Annotated in this window: 15 protein-coding genes; all 15 read left to right on the top strand. The window is 40.9% G+C overall.

The window, feature by feature from the left end:
• The first annotated feature begins 3 nt into the window (after positions 1-3).
• The 15 genes from accA to BO15_RS0101025 all read left to right on the top strand — a co-directional run bounded on the left by accA (position 4) and on the right by BO15_RS0101025 (position 15,557).
• Positions 4-855, top strand: a complete 852-nt coding sequence (accA, locus tag BO15_RS0101095; RefSeq protein WP_033151679.1) for an acetyl-CoA carboxylase carboxyl transferase subunit alpha — start codon at positions 4-6, stop codon at positions 853-855.
• Positions 856-1,785: a beta-ketoacyl-ACP synthase III gene (locus tag BO15_RS0101090; protein ID WP_033151678.1), complete on the top strand. Its 930-nt coding sequence runs from the start codon at positions 856-858 to the stop codon at positions 1,783-1,785.
• Positions 1,786-1,787: 2 nt separating this feature from the next.
• Positions 1,788-2,723 (top strand): nitronate monooxygenase, encoded by a 936-nt coding sequence (locus BO15_RS0101085; protein WP_033151677.1) that lies wholly within the window; start codon positions 1,788-1,790, stop codon positions 2,721-2,723.
• A 152-nt stretch (positions 2,724-2,875) separates the two neighbouring features.
• A complete protein-coding gene (gene fabD / locus BO15_RS0101080; protein ID WP_033151676.1) occupies positions 2,876-3,829 on the top strand; it encodes an ACP S-malonyltransferase in 954 nt (317 codons plus the stop codon).
• On the top strand, positions 3,826-4,551 hold the full coding sequence (gene fabG / locus BO15_RS0101075; RefSeq protein ID WP_033151675.1) for a 3-oxoacyl-[acyl-carrier-protein] reductase: 726 nt from the start codon (positions 3,826-3,828) through the stop codon (positions 4,549-4,551). The genes fabD and fabG overlap by 4 nt, the downstream gene beginning before the upstream one ends.
• A 3-nt stretch (positions 4,552-4,554) precedes the next feature.
• Positions 4,555-5,787 carry a beta-ketoacyl-ACP synthase II gene (gene fabF / locus BO15_RS0101070; protein ID WP_033151674.1) on the top strand — a complete coding sequence of 411 codons (1,233 nt, stop codon included), beginning with the start codon at positions 4,555-4,557 and terminating at the stop codon, positions 5,785-5,787.
• Positions 5,787-6,215: a 3-hydroxyacyl-ACP dehydratase FabZ gene (fabZ, locus tag BO15_RS0101065; RefSeq protein WP_033151673.1), complete on the top strand. Its 429-nt coding sequence runs from the start codon at positions 5,787-5,789 to the stop codon at positions 6,213-6,215. The genes fabF and fabZ overlap by 1 nt, the downstream gene beginning before the upstream one ends.
• Positions 6,216-6,268: 53 nt before the next feature.
• On the top strand, positions 6,269-6,733 hold the full coding sequence (locus BO15_RS0101060; protein ID WP_033151672.1) for a MarR family winged helix-turn-helix transcriptional regulator: 465 nt from the start codon (positions 6,269-6,271) through the stop codon (positions 6,731-6,733).
• 378 nt (positions 6,734-7,111) lie between these two features.
• Complete coding sequence (locus BO15_RS0101055; protein ID WP_033151671.1) at positions 7,112-8,329, top strand: ROK family transcriptional regulator; 1,218 nt, start codon at positions 7,112-7,114, stop codon at positions 8,327-8,329.
• Positions 8,330-8,356: 27 nt separating this feature from the next.
• Complete coding sequence (mmsA, locus tag BO15_RS0101050) at positions 8,357-9,892, top strand: multiple monosaccharide ABC transporter ATP-binding protein (protein ID WP_033151670.1); 1,536 nt, start codon at positions 8,357-8,359, stop codon at positions 9,890-9,892.
• A gap of 32 nt (positions 9,893-9,924) precedes the next feature.
• A complete protein-coding gene (locus BO15_RS0101045) occupies positions 9,925-11,145 on the top strand; it encodes a sugar ABC transporter permease (RefSeq protein ID WP_033151669.1) in 1,221 nt (406 codons plus the stop codon).
• Positions 11,146-11,229: 84 nt separating this feature from the next.
• Positions 11,230-12,378, top strand: a complete 1,149-nt coding sequence (locus BO15_RS0101040) for a sugar-binding protein (RefSeq protein WP_033151668.1) — start codon at positions 11,230-11,232, stop codon at positions 12,376-12,378.
• Positions 12,379-12,506: 128 nt separating this feature from the next.
• Positions 12,507-13,487, top strand: coding sequence for a carbohydrate kinase family protein (locus BO15_RS0101035; RefSeq protein WP_033151667.1), 981 nt, complete (start codon positions 12,507-12,509; stop codon positions 13,485-13,487).
• Positions 13,488-13,491: 4 nt separating this feature from the next.
• Positions 13,492-14,295 carry a Cof-type HAD-IIB family hydrolase gene (locus BO15_RS0101030; protein WP_033151666.1) on the top strand — a complete coding sequence of 268 codons (804 nt, stop codon included), beginning with the start codon at positions 13,492-13,494 and terminating at the stop codon, positions 14,293-14,295.
• 23 nt (positions 14,296-14,318) lie between these two features.
• Complete coding sequence (locus tag BO15_RS0101025; RefSeq protein WP_033151665.1) at positions 14,319-15,557, top strand: AGE family epimerase/isomerase; 1,239 nt, start codon at positions 14,319-14,321, stop codon at positions 15,555-15,557.
• Positions 15,558-15,937 lie beyond the last annotated feature (380 nt).

Raw genomic sequence — 15,937 nt, 5'->3', positions numbered from 1 at the left:
CAGATGAAGGCTATTGATAGAGTTTTAAACGCACGAGATAAAGACAGACCAAAGATTACAGATTATATAGATAATCTGTTTACGGATTTTTTTGAGCAAAAGGGAGATTTTTTAGGTAAGGAAGATGCCAGTATATATGGTGGAATAGCAATGTTTCACGGCAAGCCTGTGACTGTTCTTGGTCATCGCAAGGGACGCACAGCAGAGGAAAATATGACATGTAATTTTGGAATGCCAGGGCCGGAAGGTTACAGAAAAGCATTGCGATTGATGAAGCAGGCAGAAAAGTTTGGCAGGCCAGTTATTACATTTGTGGATACCCCAGGAGCATATCCGGGACTTGAAGCAGAAATGTATGGACAAGCTCAGGCTATTGCAAACAACCTGGCCCAAATGAGTGATATAAAGGTTCCTATCATTACCATAGTTACAGGTGAGGGAAGCAGTGGTGGAGCTCTAGGAATAGCAGTGGCAAACAAGGTTTATATGCTGGAAAATGCCATTTATTCTGTTCTTTCACCAGAAGGTTTTGCATCCATCCTTTGGCACGATAGTTCAAAGAGGGATGAGGCAGCAGAAGTGATGAAGCTTACAGCAAAGGATCTTTTAGAATTTGGTGTAATAGATGGAATCATTTCTGAACGTGGCACTGGTTTCGAGCTTGTGTCAGAAACAGACAATGTTGATAAATACAGCAGATTATATGGAAGAATCGATAAACAAATTTCTTCGGCATTGAAGGAACTAGAGAATAAAAGTGCAGAACAGTTGATTACTCACAGATATGAAAAGTTCAGATATTTCGACAAGGAATATTTGGAGGAAACAACTTCAGAAAGAATGGAAAATGTGTAAATGACTGGAATAAGGATTTTAGGAACAGGAGCCTATGCTCCAAAGAAGCTTGTTAGTAATGATGATTTGGCAAAAATCGTTGAAACAAGTGATGAGTGGATAAAGCAAAGAACTGGCATGAGCGTAAGACATCATGTCACCGGTGATGAGAATCATACATATCTTGCAGAAATGGCTGCTAAGGAAGCTATCGAAAACGCAGGAATTAATAAAGACGAGATTGGCGTAGTTGTTGTTTGCACGGTGTCAGCTGATTATTTTTCTCCTTCAGCTGCATGTTTAATTCAGGGAAGACTTGGGCTGTCAAATGACATTATCGCTATCGATATTGGAGCTGGATGTTCAGGGTTTATTTTTGGAATGGAGACAATCAGAGCCCTTATGATGGCTAGAGATGCCAAGTATGGTCTTTTGATTGGAGCCGAAGTCCTTTCTAAAAAAATGGACATGACAGACAGAAGCACCTGTGTATTATTCGGAGATGGAGCAGCAGCAGTTGTTGTTGAGCCGGCTGATTCGCTATATACATCAGTTATTGGCGTGGATGGTGATGAGGAAATGATTAACATCAAATCTCCAGATGGTTACATTCACATGGATGGTCAGGGTACATACAAATTTGCAGTGGCAACAGTTCCAAAGGTGATTGAGCAGGCAGTTAATAAAGCGAATTTAACCTACGATGAAATTGATTATTTTGTATTGCATCAGGCAAATCTTAGAATCATAGAGTCCATAGCAAAAAAAGTTAATCAGCCAATGGACAAATTCGTAGTAAACATAGATAAATATGGCAACACCTCTGCAGCCAGCGTAGGCCTGGCATTGGATGAGGCTGTCAAAGGCGGAAAGATTAAAAAAGGAGACAAGGTACTGATGTGCGCCTTCGGCGCCGGCCGAACATGGGGCGCCGTGGTACTGCAGTGGTAGATATGAAACTTAGAGATTTAACAGGTACAAAGTATTCAATTATTCAGGGCGGCATGGCGAATATCGCTACAGGCGAGTTTGCCGCGGCGGTTTCTAATGCTGGCGGACTTGGCTTAGTAGCCAGTGGCGGTATGAATGCTGAAGCCTTGAGAGAACAAATAAGAATTTGCAAAAGCAAAACAGATAAGCCATTTGGTGTGAATTTGATGTTGATGAATCCAGACGTGGATAATATCGCCCAGATGCTTATTGAGGAAAAGGTACAGTTCATTACAACAGGCGCAGGCAATCCTGGTAAGTATATGGCTGGTTGGAAAGCAATGGGAGCAAAGGTATTTCCGGTAGTTGCATCTGTTGCTTTGGCAAAAATTATGGTAAGAGCTGGTGCAGATGCCATTATTGCGGAAGGTGGAGAGTCAGGTGGTCATGTAGGTGACATGACAACAATGACATTGCTTCCACAGGTAGTTGCAGCAGTGGATGTACTAGTAATTGCAGCAGGTGGAATTGCATCAGGGGAGCAGATGGCAGCGGCCATGTTGCTTGGTGCATGTGGTGTGCAGATTGGCACATGTCTTCTTGTTTCAGAGGAGTGCCCAATTCACGACAATTACAAGCAGGCTCTTATTAAGGCAAAGGATAATGCAACAACTGTGACTGGAAGATCACAGGGCGCACCAGTTCGTATCATCAAAAACGAAATGGCAAGAGAGTATTTAAAGCTTGAGGCCGAGGGGGCAGACAGAGAGCGACTGGAACAGATTACCCTTGGTGGCCTTCGCAGAGCTGTAGTTGACGGAGATATCCTTCGTGGTTCAGTGATGGCTGGCCAGGTTTGCGGCCAACTCAAAGAGGTCCGTCCCGTAGCAGAGATTTTGGAGGAACTCAACCGTGGTGCCGTAGAAGCACTACAAAATGCTGCCTCCATCGAGCTTTAGAAACAAAAAAGTAATAATTATACAAACTTCAAAATTTAAATGAGCAGATAGTGAACAAGCTATTATAATTCTCAAGCGAAGCTTTCCATGCTGAGCGGAGAATTCATAATGCTTGTTGACGTAATCTGCGGACTAGAGTTGGGAGGATTTAGATGTTAGGTTTTGTTTATGCAGGTCAAGGTTCTCAAAGAGTGGGGATGGGCCAGGATTTTTATGGCAAATACGATAGTTTTAGGGAGACTATAGATAAAGCAACTGAGGTTGTAAGCAAAGTTACTGATATGGATGTAGCGGAGGTCTCATTTAATGGGCCAATTGAGCAGCTTTCGCAGACTGCATATACTCAGCCTGCCATGGTTGCCTTTGCAATTGGAGTAACTAAGCTTCTTAAGGAAGCAGGTATCAATGCTGATTACACATGTGGACTTAGCCTTGGAGAATACTCAGCTTTATATGAGGCTGGTGTTGTAGATGAAGCAACTATCATGGAGCTGATTGCAAAAAGAGGTAAGTATATGGCAGAGGCTTCGCAAGGGCTTAATGTCAAAATGGCTGCTGTTCTTGGAATGGACCGAGAGACAGTATTAGAATGCTGTGAAAAAGCATGTGAAGCAACAGATGGCGAGCGTGTAGTTCAGGCGGCAAACTTTAATTGCCCAGGTCAGATTGTTATATCTGGACATTCAAGTGCTGTGGATATGGCTAGTGCATTCCTTAAGGAGGCAGGAGCGAAAAGGATTCTTCCATTAAAGGTTAGTGGACCATTCCATACAAAGCTTATGAAGCCTGCAGGAGATAAGCTTGCCCAGGAATTTAAATCAGTGGACTTTAAGGCTGAGAAAACAAAGGTTATTTTCAATTGCCTTGGAAGAGAAAAAAATCAGGATGAAGAGGTTGCTAATCTTCTAGAAAAGCAGGTGCAGTCATCTGTTTATATGGAAGATTCAATTAGATATATGGCGGAAGCCGGTGTGGATACTTTTGTGGAAATCGGACCAGGAAAAGCAATAAGTAAGTTTATAACTAAGACTGTTGATAATGCAAAAGTATATTCAATCGATACAGTTGAGGATTTTGAAAACATTGTAAAGGAGCTTGGAGCATGAGTGTAGCACTAGTTACAGGTGGTAGCAGGGGAATAGGCAGAGTTATTGCTGAGCATTTGGCAAAATCTGGTATTAATGTTGCAATTTGCTATTCAGGAAATGAGAACGCAGCACAGGAAACTATTGAAGCCTGCAAAAAGCATGGCGTTCAGGCTATGTATGTCAAGGCAGATGTAAGTAATGCTGATGACGTTACAGAAATGTTTAATCAAATAAAAGAATTGATGGGACCAGTGGAAATCCTTATTAACAATGCAGGAATTACAAGAGATGGTCTCCTCCTAAGAATGAGTGAGGCAGATTATGATGCAGTTCTTGATACAAACCTTAAGGGAACTTTCCTATGCACAAAGGCTGCTATAAAGGACATGATGAAGGCCAGAAGTGGTCGAATTATCAATATCACTTCTATTGTAGGTGTCCAGGGAAATGCTGGACAGGCAAATTATAGCGCAAGTAAAGCAGGTGTTATCGGATTTACGAAGTCAGTTGCTAGAGAATATGGTTCTAAAGGCATTACCGTAAATGCGGTAGCTCCAGGATTTATTCAGACGGCTATGACAGATCAGCTGCCAGACAATGTAAAGGAAGCTTATTTGAAGCAAATTCCTTTGGCAAGATTTGGAACACCAGAGGATGTAGCAGATGTTGTAGATTTTCTGGCATCAGACAAAGCATCTTATATTACAGGACAGGTAATAGAAGTAACTGGAGGAATGTAAAAAATGAAGCGTAGAGTAGTAATTACTGGAATGGGTACAGTAAACCCCCTTGGCAATTCAGTAGAAGATACATGGAAGGCTGTAAAAGAGGGGAAATGCGGTATTGGCCCTATTACACATTTTGATACATCAGAATTAAAAGTTAAGCTTGCCGGCGAGGTTAAGAATTTTGATGCAGCAGAGATTTTAGGTCCTAAGGAATCTAAGCGTATGGATGTTTACACACAGTATGCTTGCGCTGCGGCAAAGGAAGCATTTGCTGATGCTGGAATTGATGTTGAAAATGAAAACATGGACAGATTTGGATGCATCGTTTCATCAGGTATTGGCGGTCTTTCTACCATAGCTACAGAGCACTCAAAGGGTGAGGAAAAAGGCTACAGTAGAATCTCCCCTTATTTCATTCCTATGTCTATCAGCAATATGGCGGCTGGACAGATAGCCATAATGTATGGACTTAAGGGAATGTGCACATCGGTAGTTACTGCATGTGCCAGCTCAAATAATGCTATTGGTGACGCATTCCACAGAATTCGTGATGGATATGAGGATGCTATGCTGTGCGGAGGTGCGGAAGGGGTTGTTATGCCGCTTGCCATTGGTGGCTTCCAGTCTATGAAGGCCCTCTGTACAAGCGAAAATCCTAACCGTGCTTCTATTCCATTTGATAAGGAGCGTCATGGATTTGTTATGGGCGAAGGTGCAGGTATTCTTGTGCTTGAGGAATTAGAACACGCGCAGGCACGTGGAGCAAAAATATATGCTGAGGTAATTGGCTACGGTTCAAACTGCGATGCTTATCATATCACTGCACCAAATCCAGAAGGAGAGGGCGGTGCAAAATGTATGGCTCTTGCGGTAGCCGATGCTGGAATTGAAATGACTGATGTGGATTATATCAATGCTCATGGAACAAGCACAAGCTTAAATGATGCAGGAGAAACTCTTGCTATTAAAAAGGCTTTTGGGGAGCATGCATATAAGCTTATGGTAAGCTCAACAAAATCTATGACAGGACATTTGCTTGGTGCAGCAGGTGCTGTAGAAGGAATTATCACAGCGTTGGCTTTAAAGGATGGTTTTGTTCCGGCGACAATCAATTATCTTGAAAAGGATGAAGCTTGTGATTTGGATTATGTGCCAAATATCGGAAGAAAAGCAGATATAAATGTAGCATTATCAAATGCTCTAGGTTTTGGTGGGCACAATGCATCAATTGTATTTAGGAGGTTTTAATGGAACTTAGCTGTTCAGAAATTCAGGAAATATTACCACATAGATATCCATTTTTGATGGTGGACAAAATCACAGAATGCGAACCCGGGGTATATGCCAAGGGAATCAAATGCGTATCTGCAAATGAGATGCATTTCATGGGGCATTTCCCAGGACATCCAGTTATGCCAGGAGTTCTTATAATAGAAGCATTGGCACAGGTAGGCGCAGTTGCGCTTTTAACAGAAGAGGAAAATAAGGGGAAGCTTGCATTTTTCGGTGGAATCAAGAATGCAAGGTTTAAGCAACAGGTTGAACCAGGTGATGTTTTACAATTGGAATGTAAGCTAACGTCAAGAAAAGGCCCTGTGGGATTTGGGGAAGCTGTGGCTTATGTGAATGAAAAAATTGCCGCTAAAGCAGAAATTTCCTTTGCGTTAGGTGATTAAATTGAGTATGATATTTCTAGAAGTTTTAGATTAAAGAAAGATAGGAGCTAGAAATGTTAGAAGAAGCACTTACAGAGGTTTACACCAAGTTTAAAGTTCACTTTTACCAGGAGATGTTCAAAAAGCTTCATTCCAGAGAAACATCACTTACAATCGTAGAGCTTTTTTGCGTAGAGATTATCTATGTACTTAGAAATCCAACTGTAAAAGAGTTCGCAGAATTTATTGGTATTTCTTCACCAAATGCTGCATATAAGATTGCTTGCTTAATTGATAAGGGGTACATTGAAAAGGTTCAGTCTGAAAAGGATAGAAGAGAGTTCCATCTTCATGTTACAGACAAATACCTTGAGTATTTAAATCTCTCAGAAGGCTATGTTAAGACAGTAGCTGAAAGAGCAGAAGAGCGTTTCACAGAAGAACGCATTGAAACATTAAATGATATCCTTAACGATATGTCAGATTTCCTTATGAAGGAAGTAGATATTCCAAAGTATCGTAGAAGTGAAGAAGAATAATATAAAATAACAGGTCCTTGGCGAAAGCCAAGGACTTTTTTTGTGCCTAAAAATATGCACAGTTGTCTGACCTGTGTTTTGTATGATATGTAGAATCGTTTGATTGGGTTTGATTGCGAATTATCAAAAGTAATCATTTTTTAATTAATAAAGGGTGCATAAATATGTATTTTTGTGATTAGGTTACTGATTATTTTGCTGAAAAGCCTGTAAATATGGGCTTTTGACGTATTTTACGAAAATGAATATTTGAATTTAAGTAAGTTTCACAAAATTGAAAAAGTGGTCCCTAAATCTATTGACCTTATTATGAAACAGCGTTAATGTGTTAACAGTGTTAAGTGATTAACACTTGAAAGCAATTGCGAGGTAATGTTAATGAAAAAAGTCAAAGAAGTTGCAGGCAATAATACAAGCGATTTAACAGAAATGAATCGTTCGGCTATTGTACGAATCCTTCAGCAACGAGAGGTTTGTACCAGAGCAGAGATTGCTAAGATGATGGGCCTTACACAGGCATCTATCACAAAGCTTGTAGCCTATCTGATAGATATGGGTATCGTATCAGAGGTTGGCATTGTGAAGGGAAATGGAAATAGACGTTCCATTGGCCTTCGATTGAATGCCGAAAAGAATCTGGTACTTGGTGTTAAGTTCTCCAGACATGTATTTGCTATCGGAGTTTTCGATATATCCGGAAAGCTTTACACACAAAGCGAAACAGAGTTCAGCCTGGATGAAAATACAGGCAAGGTTCTGACGGCCATGAAAGACCAGATAAGAAAGCTTCTTGATGAATATGAAAATGTAGTAGCCATTGGTCTTGCTCTTCCAGGTCCATATCTTAGAAAAGAAGGACGAATTGCAATGGTCACACGAATGCCAAGCTGGCACAACATCAACTTCATTGATGAGTTCAAAAATGAATTTGATAAGCCAGTATTCATAGAGCAGGATGCCAATGCGGGAGCGTTAGCAGAGTGGTGGTTCGGTGATCATGGAAGACCACTTAGTTCACTTACTTATTTCTTGGTTGGTGAAGGTGTTGGATCGGGAGTAGTTGATCACGACAGTCTTTTACTTGGATATCAGGGAATTGCCAGTGAGGTTGGTCATATCAGCATCGACTTTAACGGAAGCACTTGTGAGTGTGGAAATAAAGGATGCTTGGAGCTTTATTGCTCAACAATGGCACTTTTGAAAAAAGCTGAAAAGGAATTGCCTGAGCTGTTTAAAGAAAAATATGAGAACAGATCAGAGGCTGTTGCAAGAATAGTTGAAGCAGCAAGAAAGGGCAATGAAAAAGCTATTAGGGTTTTACAGGAAATTGCAACATACATTGGATATGGATGCGTAACATTGATAAACGCATACGATCCAGAAATTATAGTTATTGGTGATAGCGTATCGCAAGGAGATGAATTTCTTTTACCAACAATCAAAAAGATTGTAGAGGAAAGAACAATTCCAGAAGTTAGTAGCAAAGTAAGAATAGAGATATCTAGATTAAAAGTAGATCCTACTCTTTACGGTGCAGCGGCAATTGCTACAGACAGGGTTTTAAGAAAACCAAGCGAGTATTTGGCATCAAATTAGGCATCAAATTAGGGAGGTATTTGATATATGGAAAACAATTCTTTTATCCTGCAAATGCAAGGGATTACAAAAGAATTTCCGGGTGTAAAAGCACTTGATGATGTAAACCTCTCAGTGAAAGAAGGCACAATTCATGCAATCTGCGGTGAGAATGGTGCTGGTAAATCTACACTGATGAAGGTTTTATCGGGGGTTTATCCTTATGGCACATATGATGGCGACATCGTTTATATGGGCCAAGTGATGAAATTCAAAAACATCAAGGAATCAGAAAGCGCTGGAATAGCAATTATTCACCAGGAGCTGACAATGATTCCAGAATTGTCCATTACAGAAAACATCTTTATGGGAAATGAAATCATAAAGAAGGGCATGATTGATTGGGCAGAAGAAAAAAGAAGAACCTACGATATTCTTAAAAAAGTAGGTCTTTCAATTAATCCAGATGTGCTAATTAAACACTTAGGTGTTGGTCAGCAGCAGTTGGTAGAAATTGCAAAGGCACTTTCTAAAAACGTAAAGCTTTTAATCTTGGACGAGCCAACATCAGCATTGAATGAGGCTGATTCAGAAAACTTACTTAACCTTATGATTGACCTTAAGAATAAGGGCATCACATGTATCATGATTTCTCACAAGCTAAACGAAATCGCTGCGGTATCAGATGCTGTTACAGTTATTCGAGATGGTCACACCGTAGAAAGCTACGACGTTGAAGCAGGTAAGGTTGATGAAGATAAAATCATCAAAGCAATGGTTGGTCGTTCGATTGAGAATAGATATCCAGAGCACGAACCAAATATTGGAGAAGTTATCTTCGAAGTAAAGGATTGGTGTGTTGAGGATCCAGATGTTGAAGGCAGAATGGTTTGTAAGAATGCAAGCTTCAATGTAAGAGCCGGTGAAATCGTTGGATTCGCAGGACTTATGGGTGCCGGTAGAACAGAGCTTATGCGCTCACTATTCGGTAGAAATTATGGAATTTATAGAGGCGGTTCAATCAAAATCAAAGGCCGCGAGGTAAAGCTCACATCCGTTGAGTCAGCAATAAAGAATGGACTTGCTTATGTTCCAGAGGATAGAAAAAACTTAGGTTTAAATCTTTTGGATTCAATCAGAAAGACAGTTGTTGCAGCTGATTTGGACAAAATCACAAAGCATGGTCTTCTTGATATAAATGATGAAAAGAAAGCAGCAGAAGAGTATCGTAATTCTCTTAAAATCAAGACATCAAATGTAGATGCTGGAGTAACAACACTTTCAGGTGGTAATCAGCAAAAGGTTGTTTTATCAAAGTGGATGTTTACAGAACCAGATATTTTGATTCTTGATGAACCTACAAGAGGTATTGACGTAGGTGCTAAATACGAAATTTACAAATTGATTCATCAGCTTGCAGATGATGGTAAGGCAGTAATCCTGGTGTCATCTGAATTGCCAGAGCTTCTTGGAATGGCAGATAGAATTTACACAATCTTTGAGGGAACCATCACAGGCGAACTTGATAGCAGTGAAGCTAACCAGGAAGGCTTAATGAAGAGGATGACAATTACTTCAAACTAGTATATGGGAATTATGAAAGGATGGAATAAATTATGAAATACTTAAAACAGGTATTAGGCCAGGATTTGCGCCAATACACAATGGTTGTTGCGTTAGCTGCTTTGATTATTATTTTCAACATTATTTCTGGTGGAAGAATGCTTACTTCTTCAAACTTCCAGAATTTGATTTCAGGTAATGCATACGTACTTATTTTAGCTCTCGGTATGTTAATGGTTATCGTTATCGGTCAGATTGATTTGTCAGTCGGTTCCGTAGCTGGTTTCGCAGGAATGGTTATGGCACTTGTTGCTAAGAACTATAACGTTCCTTGGTGGGCAGCAGTTCTTATCGCAATTGCGATAGGTATCTTAGCTGGTGCATGGCACGGTTTCTTCCTTGCACAGCTTGGTATTCCAGGATTCATCACAACACTTGGTGGCATGATGATTTTCCGTGGTGGTGTTATTTGGATTTCTCATTCAATCTCAGTTCCTGCTCCAGAGCAGTTAAAGTGGTTCGGCGCTGGATACTTACCAGAATGGGGACCTACATTCACAGGCATGAATAACTCAACACTTTTACTTGGAATTATTGGTATTGTTTGCTACATAGTAGCTCAGCTTAGAAAGTATAAGCACTCAGGTGATGGCAATGGCACAAAGGATCCACTTTGGGCTGTAATCGTAAGAATCGCTCTTATGACATTACTTATTGGTTACTTTACATGGTTATTTGGTTCAGGACGTGTTGGTACATCATTCCCTGTTCCAGGACTTATCCTACTTTTACTTACAATTGTTTATCACGTCATTACACAGCGTACAAAGTTTGGTCGTCACGTATATGCAGTAGGTGGTAACAAGGCCGCAGCTGCTCTTTCAGGTGTAAATGTTAAAAAGACATACTTCCTTACAATGGTAAACATGTCACTTTTAGCATCAATTGCAGGTATTCTTTTTGTAGGTCGTTCTACAGCAGCTGGTCCTGCTGATGGAACATCATGGGAAATGGATGCAATCGCTTCAGTATTCATCGGTGGTGCTGCAGTATCAGGTGGTGTTGGTACAATTCTTGCAACAATCGTCGGTGGTCTTGTAATGGCAGTTCTTAACAACGGTCTTATGCTTATGGGTGTTGGTGCCGACAAGACACAGGTTATTAAGGGCTTCGTTCTTTTAGCTGCTGTAGCATTTGATGTTTACAACAAGAAGAGCGGAAAGAGCTCAATCATTGGCAGAGTATTTGGGGGAAATAAAAAAGCTGCCAACTAATTTAAGAAGGCTTGCCTGCAGTAATAAACTGCTGGGCCTTACATATTAAGTGCACAATATGTGATTATTTAAGGAGGATGGAAAATGAAAAAAAGAACATTATTGTCAATGGCAATGGTGGCAACTATGACAGTTGCAACATTCGCAGGCTGTGGGGGAAGTAGAGAGGGAACTACAGAAGAAACAGCTACAACAGAAACAGAGGCAACAACAGAAGAGGCTTCAGCTGATACAGCTGCAACAACTGATATGCCTGGTTTCGAAGAGGGAGCAACAATTGGTATTTCTCTTCCATGGCTTGGAACTCAGAACTGGAAAGAAGCTGAGGAGATGTTTACAACACAGCTTGAAGAAGCTGGTTACACTCCACTTGTACAGGCTGCAGATAACAAGGTTACTCAGCAGCAACAGCAGATTGAGTCTATGATTGAGAATGGTGCAAAGGTTATCGTTGTAGGTCCTGTAGATGGTTCACAGCTTGGTTCAGTACTTGAGCAGGCTAAGGAAGCTGGCGTATACGTAATCGGATATGATCGTCTTCTTGAGAACACAACAGGTGTTGATGGTGTAGTTCAGTTCGGTTCTGTAAAGACTGGTGAGCTTCAGGCTCAGGCTCTTTTACAGGGTCTTGAGGAGCAGAAGGGTGAGGCTCCATACAACATCGAGCTTTTCGGTGGTGGTCCTGCTGATCCTAACGCACCAAACTTCTTCAAGGGTGCTATGTCAGTACTTCAGCCAAAGATTGATGATGGAACACTTGTAGTTGTATCTGGTCAGACAGACTTTACACAGTGTGCAACTGTTGATTGGGACAATGCTAAGGCACAGTCAAGAATGGATTCACTTCTTTCAGGATTCTATTCAGACAAGGAAATCGACGGTGTTCTTTGCCCTAACGATGGTATTGCAAGAGCATGTATCACATCATGCGAGAATGCTGGTCAGGATATCCCAGTAGTATCTGGTCTTGATGCTGAGAACGAGTCAGTTGAGTGGGTATGGCAGGGACGTCAGTACTCTACAGTTGCTAAGCCAACAGAAGATCTTGTTGCTAAGACAATCGAAATCATCGATTCACTTCAGGCTGGTAACGGTATGCCTGCTACAGAAGTAACAGCAGACAATGGTGTAATCGAAGTTCCAGTATATGAGCTTCCACCAGTAGTAGTTACAAAGGACAACGAGAAGGAAGTATTCGCAAATGATCCTTCACGTTTAGAGTTATTAAAGTAATTTCTTCTTCATATTCTTTTTTTGATAATTTGTTTAAAGTATAATTAACTCAGAGGTTGTATTTTAAACACTTATAGGGCAGTGACAATCCACTGCCCTTATTAAATGATATTTTAGGAGGTAGTGTTGTGGAAAAGAAAATTGACGTTGTGGCATTGGGAGAACTCCTTATAGATATGACTAACAACGGAGTATCAGAAAATAATAATGACTTGTTTGAGGCAAATCCAGGAGGAGCACCATGTAACGTACTTGCTATGCTTAAACGATTTGGCCACGAAGTTAATTTTATTGGTAAGGTAGGAGATGACATTTTTGGTAGAAAGCTGAAGGCTACACTTGAGGAAGTTGGTATTGGGACAGATAATCTTTTAATGGATAAGGATGTTCGTACTACACTTGCTTTTGTAGAGACTTTCCCAGATGGAGATAGAGATTTCTCATTCTACAGAAACCCAGGAGCAGATATGATGCTCAGAAAGGACGAAGTAGATACAGAGCTAATCAAGAATACAAAAGTTTTCCATTTTGGAACACTTTCAATGACCCACGAATTGCCAAGAGAGGCTACAATTTTTGCTCTTGAAGAGGCAAAGAAAAATGGTGCCATCATCACATTTGATCCAAACCTAAGAGAACCCCTTTGGAACAGCTTGGATGAGGCAAAAGAGCAGATTTTATGTGGCATGAAATACGCTGATTATCTTAAAATATCAGATAATGAAATCCAGTGGCTTACTGGAGAACAGGATTATACAGCAGGTGTGCACAAAATCAGAGAGCAGTTCAATATCCCGCTTATAACTGTTTCTTTGGGCAAGGAAGGAAGCCGTGCATACTATCAGCCAGAAGGCAAGGATGAAATCATCGTAGAGGTTGATTCATTCTTATCACCAGAAACAATCGAAACAACTGGTGCAGGTGATACATTCTGCGGCTGTATAATTCATTATTTATTGGAGTATGGTATATACGAATTAGATGAAAATAGATTAAAGGAAATGCTTACAGTGGCAAACGCTGCAGCATCTCTGATTACAAGAGTTAAAGGCGCACTTAGGGTAATGCCATCATTAGATAAGGTTAATGAATTGGCTAAATCAAGGTGAGATAATGACTTACAAAATTGTGTTCTGTGATGTGGATGGCACATTACTTAATAAAGAACATAGATTATTGGATAGTACCTTAAAGTCCATAAAAGCTTTACAGGAAAAAAATCTGCCATTTGTAATTGTTACCGCCAGGGGACCTTCTGGTATTTATCCAATATTTAAAAGATACAAGTTTGTATGCCCAATGGTTTGTTTTAGTGGAGGCCTTATCATTGATTACAATGGTCAGGTGCTATACTCAAATGGATTTACAAAGGGCACAGCAAAAAAGCTTATAAACTTCATAGAAAAAGAGAATCTTGGCTGTACATGGAATATCTATTCTATGGACAATTGGATCGTCAAAGACCGTGCTGACGAAAGAGTGGCAAGGGAAGAATCTATAGTTGAGGCACAGGCATCAGAAGGCAATGTGGATAGCTTGCCTGAAGGTGCAGAAATAGGAAAAATCCTATGCATGTGCAACCCCGCTCATACTGTAGAAATTGAAAATAGACTAAAAAAAGAATTCCCATGCCTATCTATAGTTCGTTCGTCAGATATTCTTATTGAAATTATGAATAAAAACATTTCTAAAGGAGAAAGTATTGAATTTCTCTGCAAGAAATGGGATATTGATATTAAGGAAACGGTAGCATTCGGAGATCATTTCAATGACCTTGAAATGCTTGAAAAGGTGGGGAAACCTTTCTTGATGGAGAATGCTCCACAGGAGCTAAAAGAACGAATCGGAAATGTTACTTTTAGCAATGATGCTGATGGAATATATCATGGTTTGAAGCAAATAGGACTAGTTGATTAATCGACTAGAAAGGGGGATTTTGCATGGAACGATACGAACTTGATTCAGCTGAAAACAAAGCCTTTGTCAGAGAGATGAGGAATAGTCTGTTGTCATTTGGACACAGATTTCCTTCTCCTGGCGGAGGCTCTTATTATTTAGGAGATGATGGAACTCCTTGGAAGGACCGTCCAAGAGAAACCTGGATTACTAGCCGAATGTGCCATGTCTATAGTTTGGGGGCTATGCTTGGCCACGAGGGAAGTGAAGCCCTTGCAGATGCGGCGTTAAAGGGATTGGCTGGTGAATTGCATGACGATGAACATGGTGGTTGGTATGCAGGACTGACTGCAGATGGAGAGGTGCTTCCAAACAAGCAGTGCTATGCCCACGGTTTCGTGATACTTGCAGCAAGCAGTGCACTTTTGGCAAAGCGGCCGGGAGCAAAGGAACTTCTAGAGGATGCACTAGCTGTCTATGACAAATTCTTTTGGAATGAGGAATTGGGATTATCTGCAGATACCTGGAATACAGAGTTTACAGTCTGCGATGACTACAGAGGCATCAATGCAAATATGCACACCGTAGAAGCATTTCTTGCAGCAGCTGATGCATTGAAAAATGAGAACTATCGCGTTCGCGCAGGCAGGATTATCAATCATGTTGTGAATTGGGCAAGGGAAAACAACTGGAGAATCCCTGAACATTTTACAAGCGATTGGAAGCCTGATTTGCAGTGCAATAAAGATAAGCCAGATGACCAGTTCAAACCATATGGTGCCACACCAGGCCACGGAATTGAATGGGCTAGGCTTATCACGCAATGGGCAGTTTCTACATATGGTAAATACGATAATGAAAATGCAAAGGACTATATCGTAATTGCAGAGAAGCTTTACAACAGAGCTGTAGAAGATGGATGGAATGCAGACGGCGAACCAGGCATTTGCTACACCACCGATTGGAATGGCAAGCCTGTAGTTCACGACAGAATGCACTGGACGCTGGCAGAAGCAATAAATACATCTGCAGTTTTATATCGCGTCACAGGAAATGAAAAATACAAAGAAGATTACGCTGCTTTCATGGAATATTTGGATGAAAAGGTATACGACAAGGCCACTGGCTCTTGGTTCCACCAGCTCGATGAGCACAACAACGTAATCGGAACAGTATGGCCAGGTAAATCCGACATCTACCACGCATTGCAAGCAACTATGATTCCATACAATGACTTGGTGGGAGTGTCCATTGCCAGCGCAGTAGCTAGAGGCAATAGCTAGAGGCTGTAGCTTGAACTTGTAGCTGTGGATATGGGCCATGGCTATGGGCGATGGACTATGGCTATGATTGGGGATATTTGAATTGGCTGATTACTGCCTAGATTCCGAAAATGAATTTAGGCAGTAGTTTTTTGTGGGGGTACTACTGCCTGAGAGCAGAAAATGAAATTAGGCAGTAGAGATTGCAGGGACAACTACTGCTTGAGAGCTGAAAATGAAACTAGGCAGTAGTGATTGTTGGGCCTACTACTGCCTGAGAGCAGAAAATGAAATTAGGCAGTAGTGATTGTGAGGACTACTACTACCTGAGGGCAGAAAATGAAATTAGGCAGTAGAGATTGTGAGGACTACTACTGCCTGAGAGCAGAAAATGAAATTAG

Origin of the sequence: Pseudobutyrivibrio ruminis HUN009 (genome assembly GCF_000703005.1) — a bacterium.
Lineage (GTDB): Bacteria > Bacillota > Clostridia > Lachnospirales > Lachnospiraceae > Pseudobutyrivibrio > Pseudobutyrivibrio ruminis_A.
This window is presented reverse-complemented; position numbering and strand designations above follow the sequence as displayed.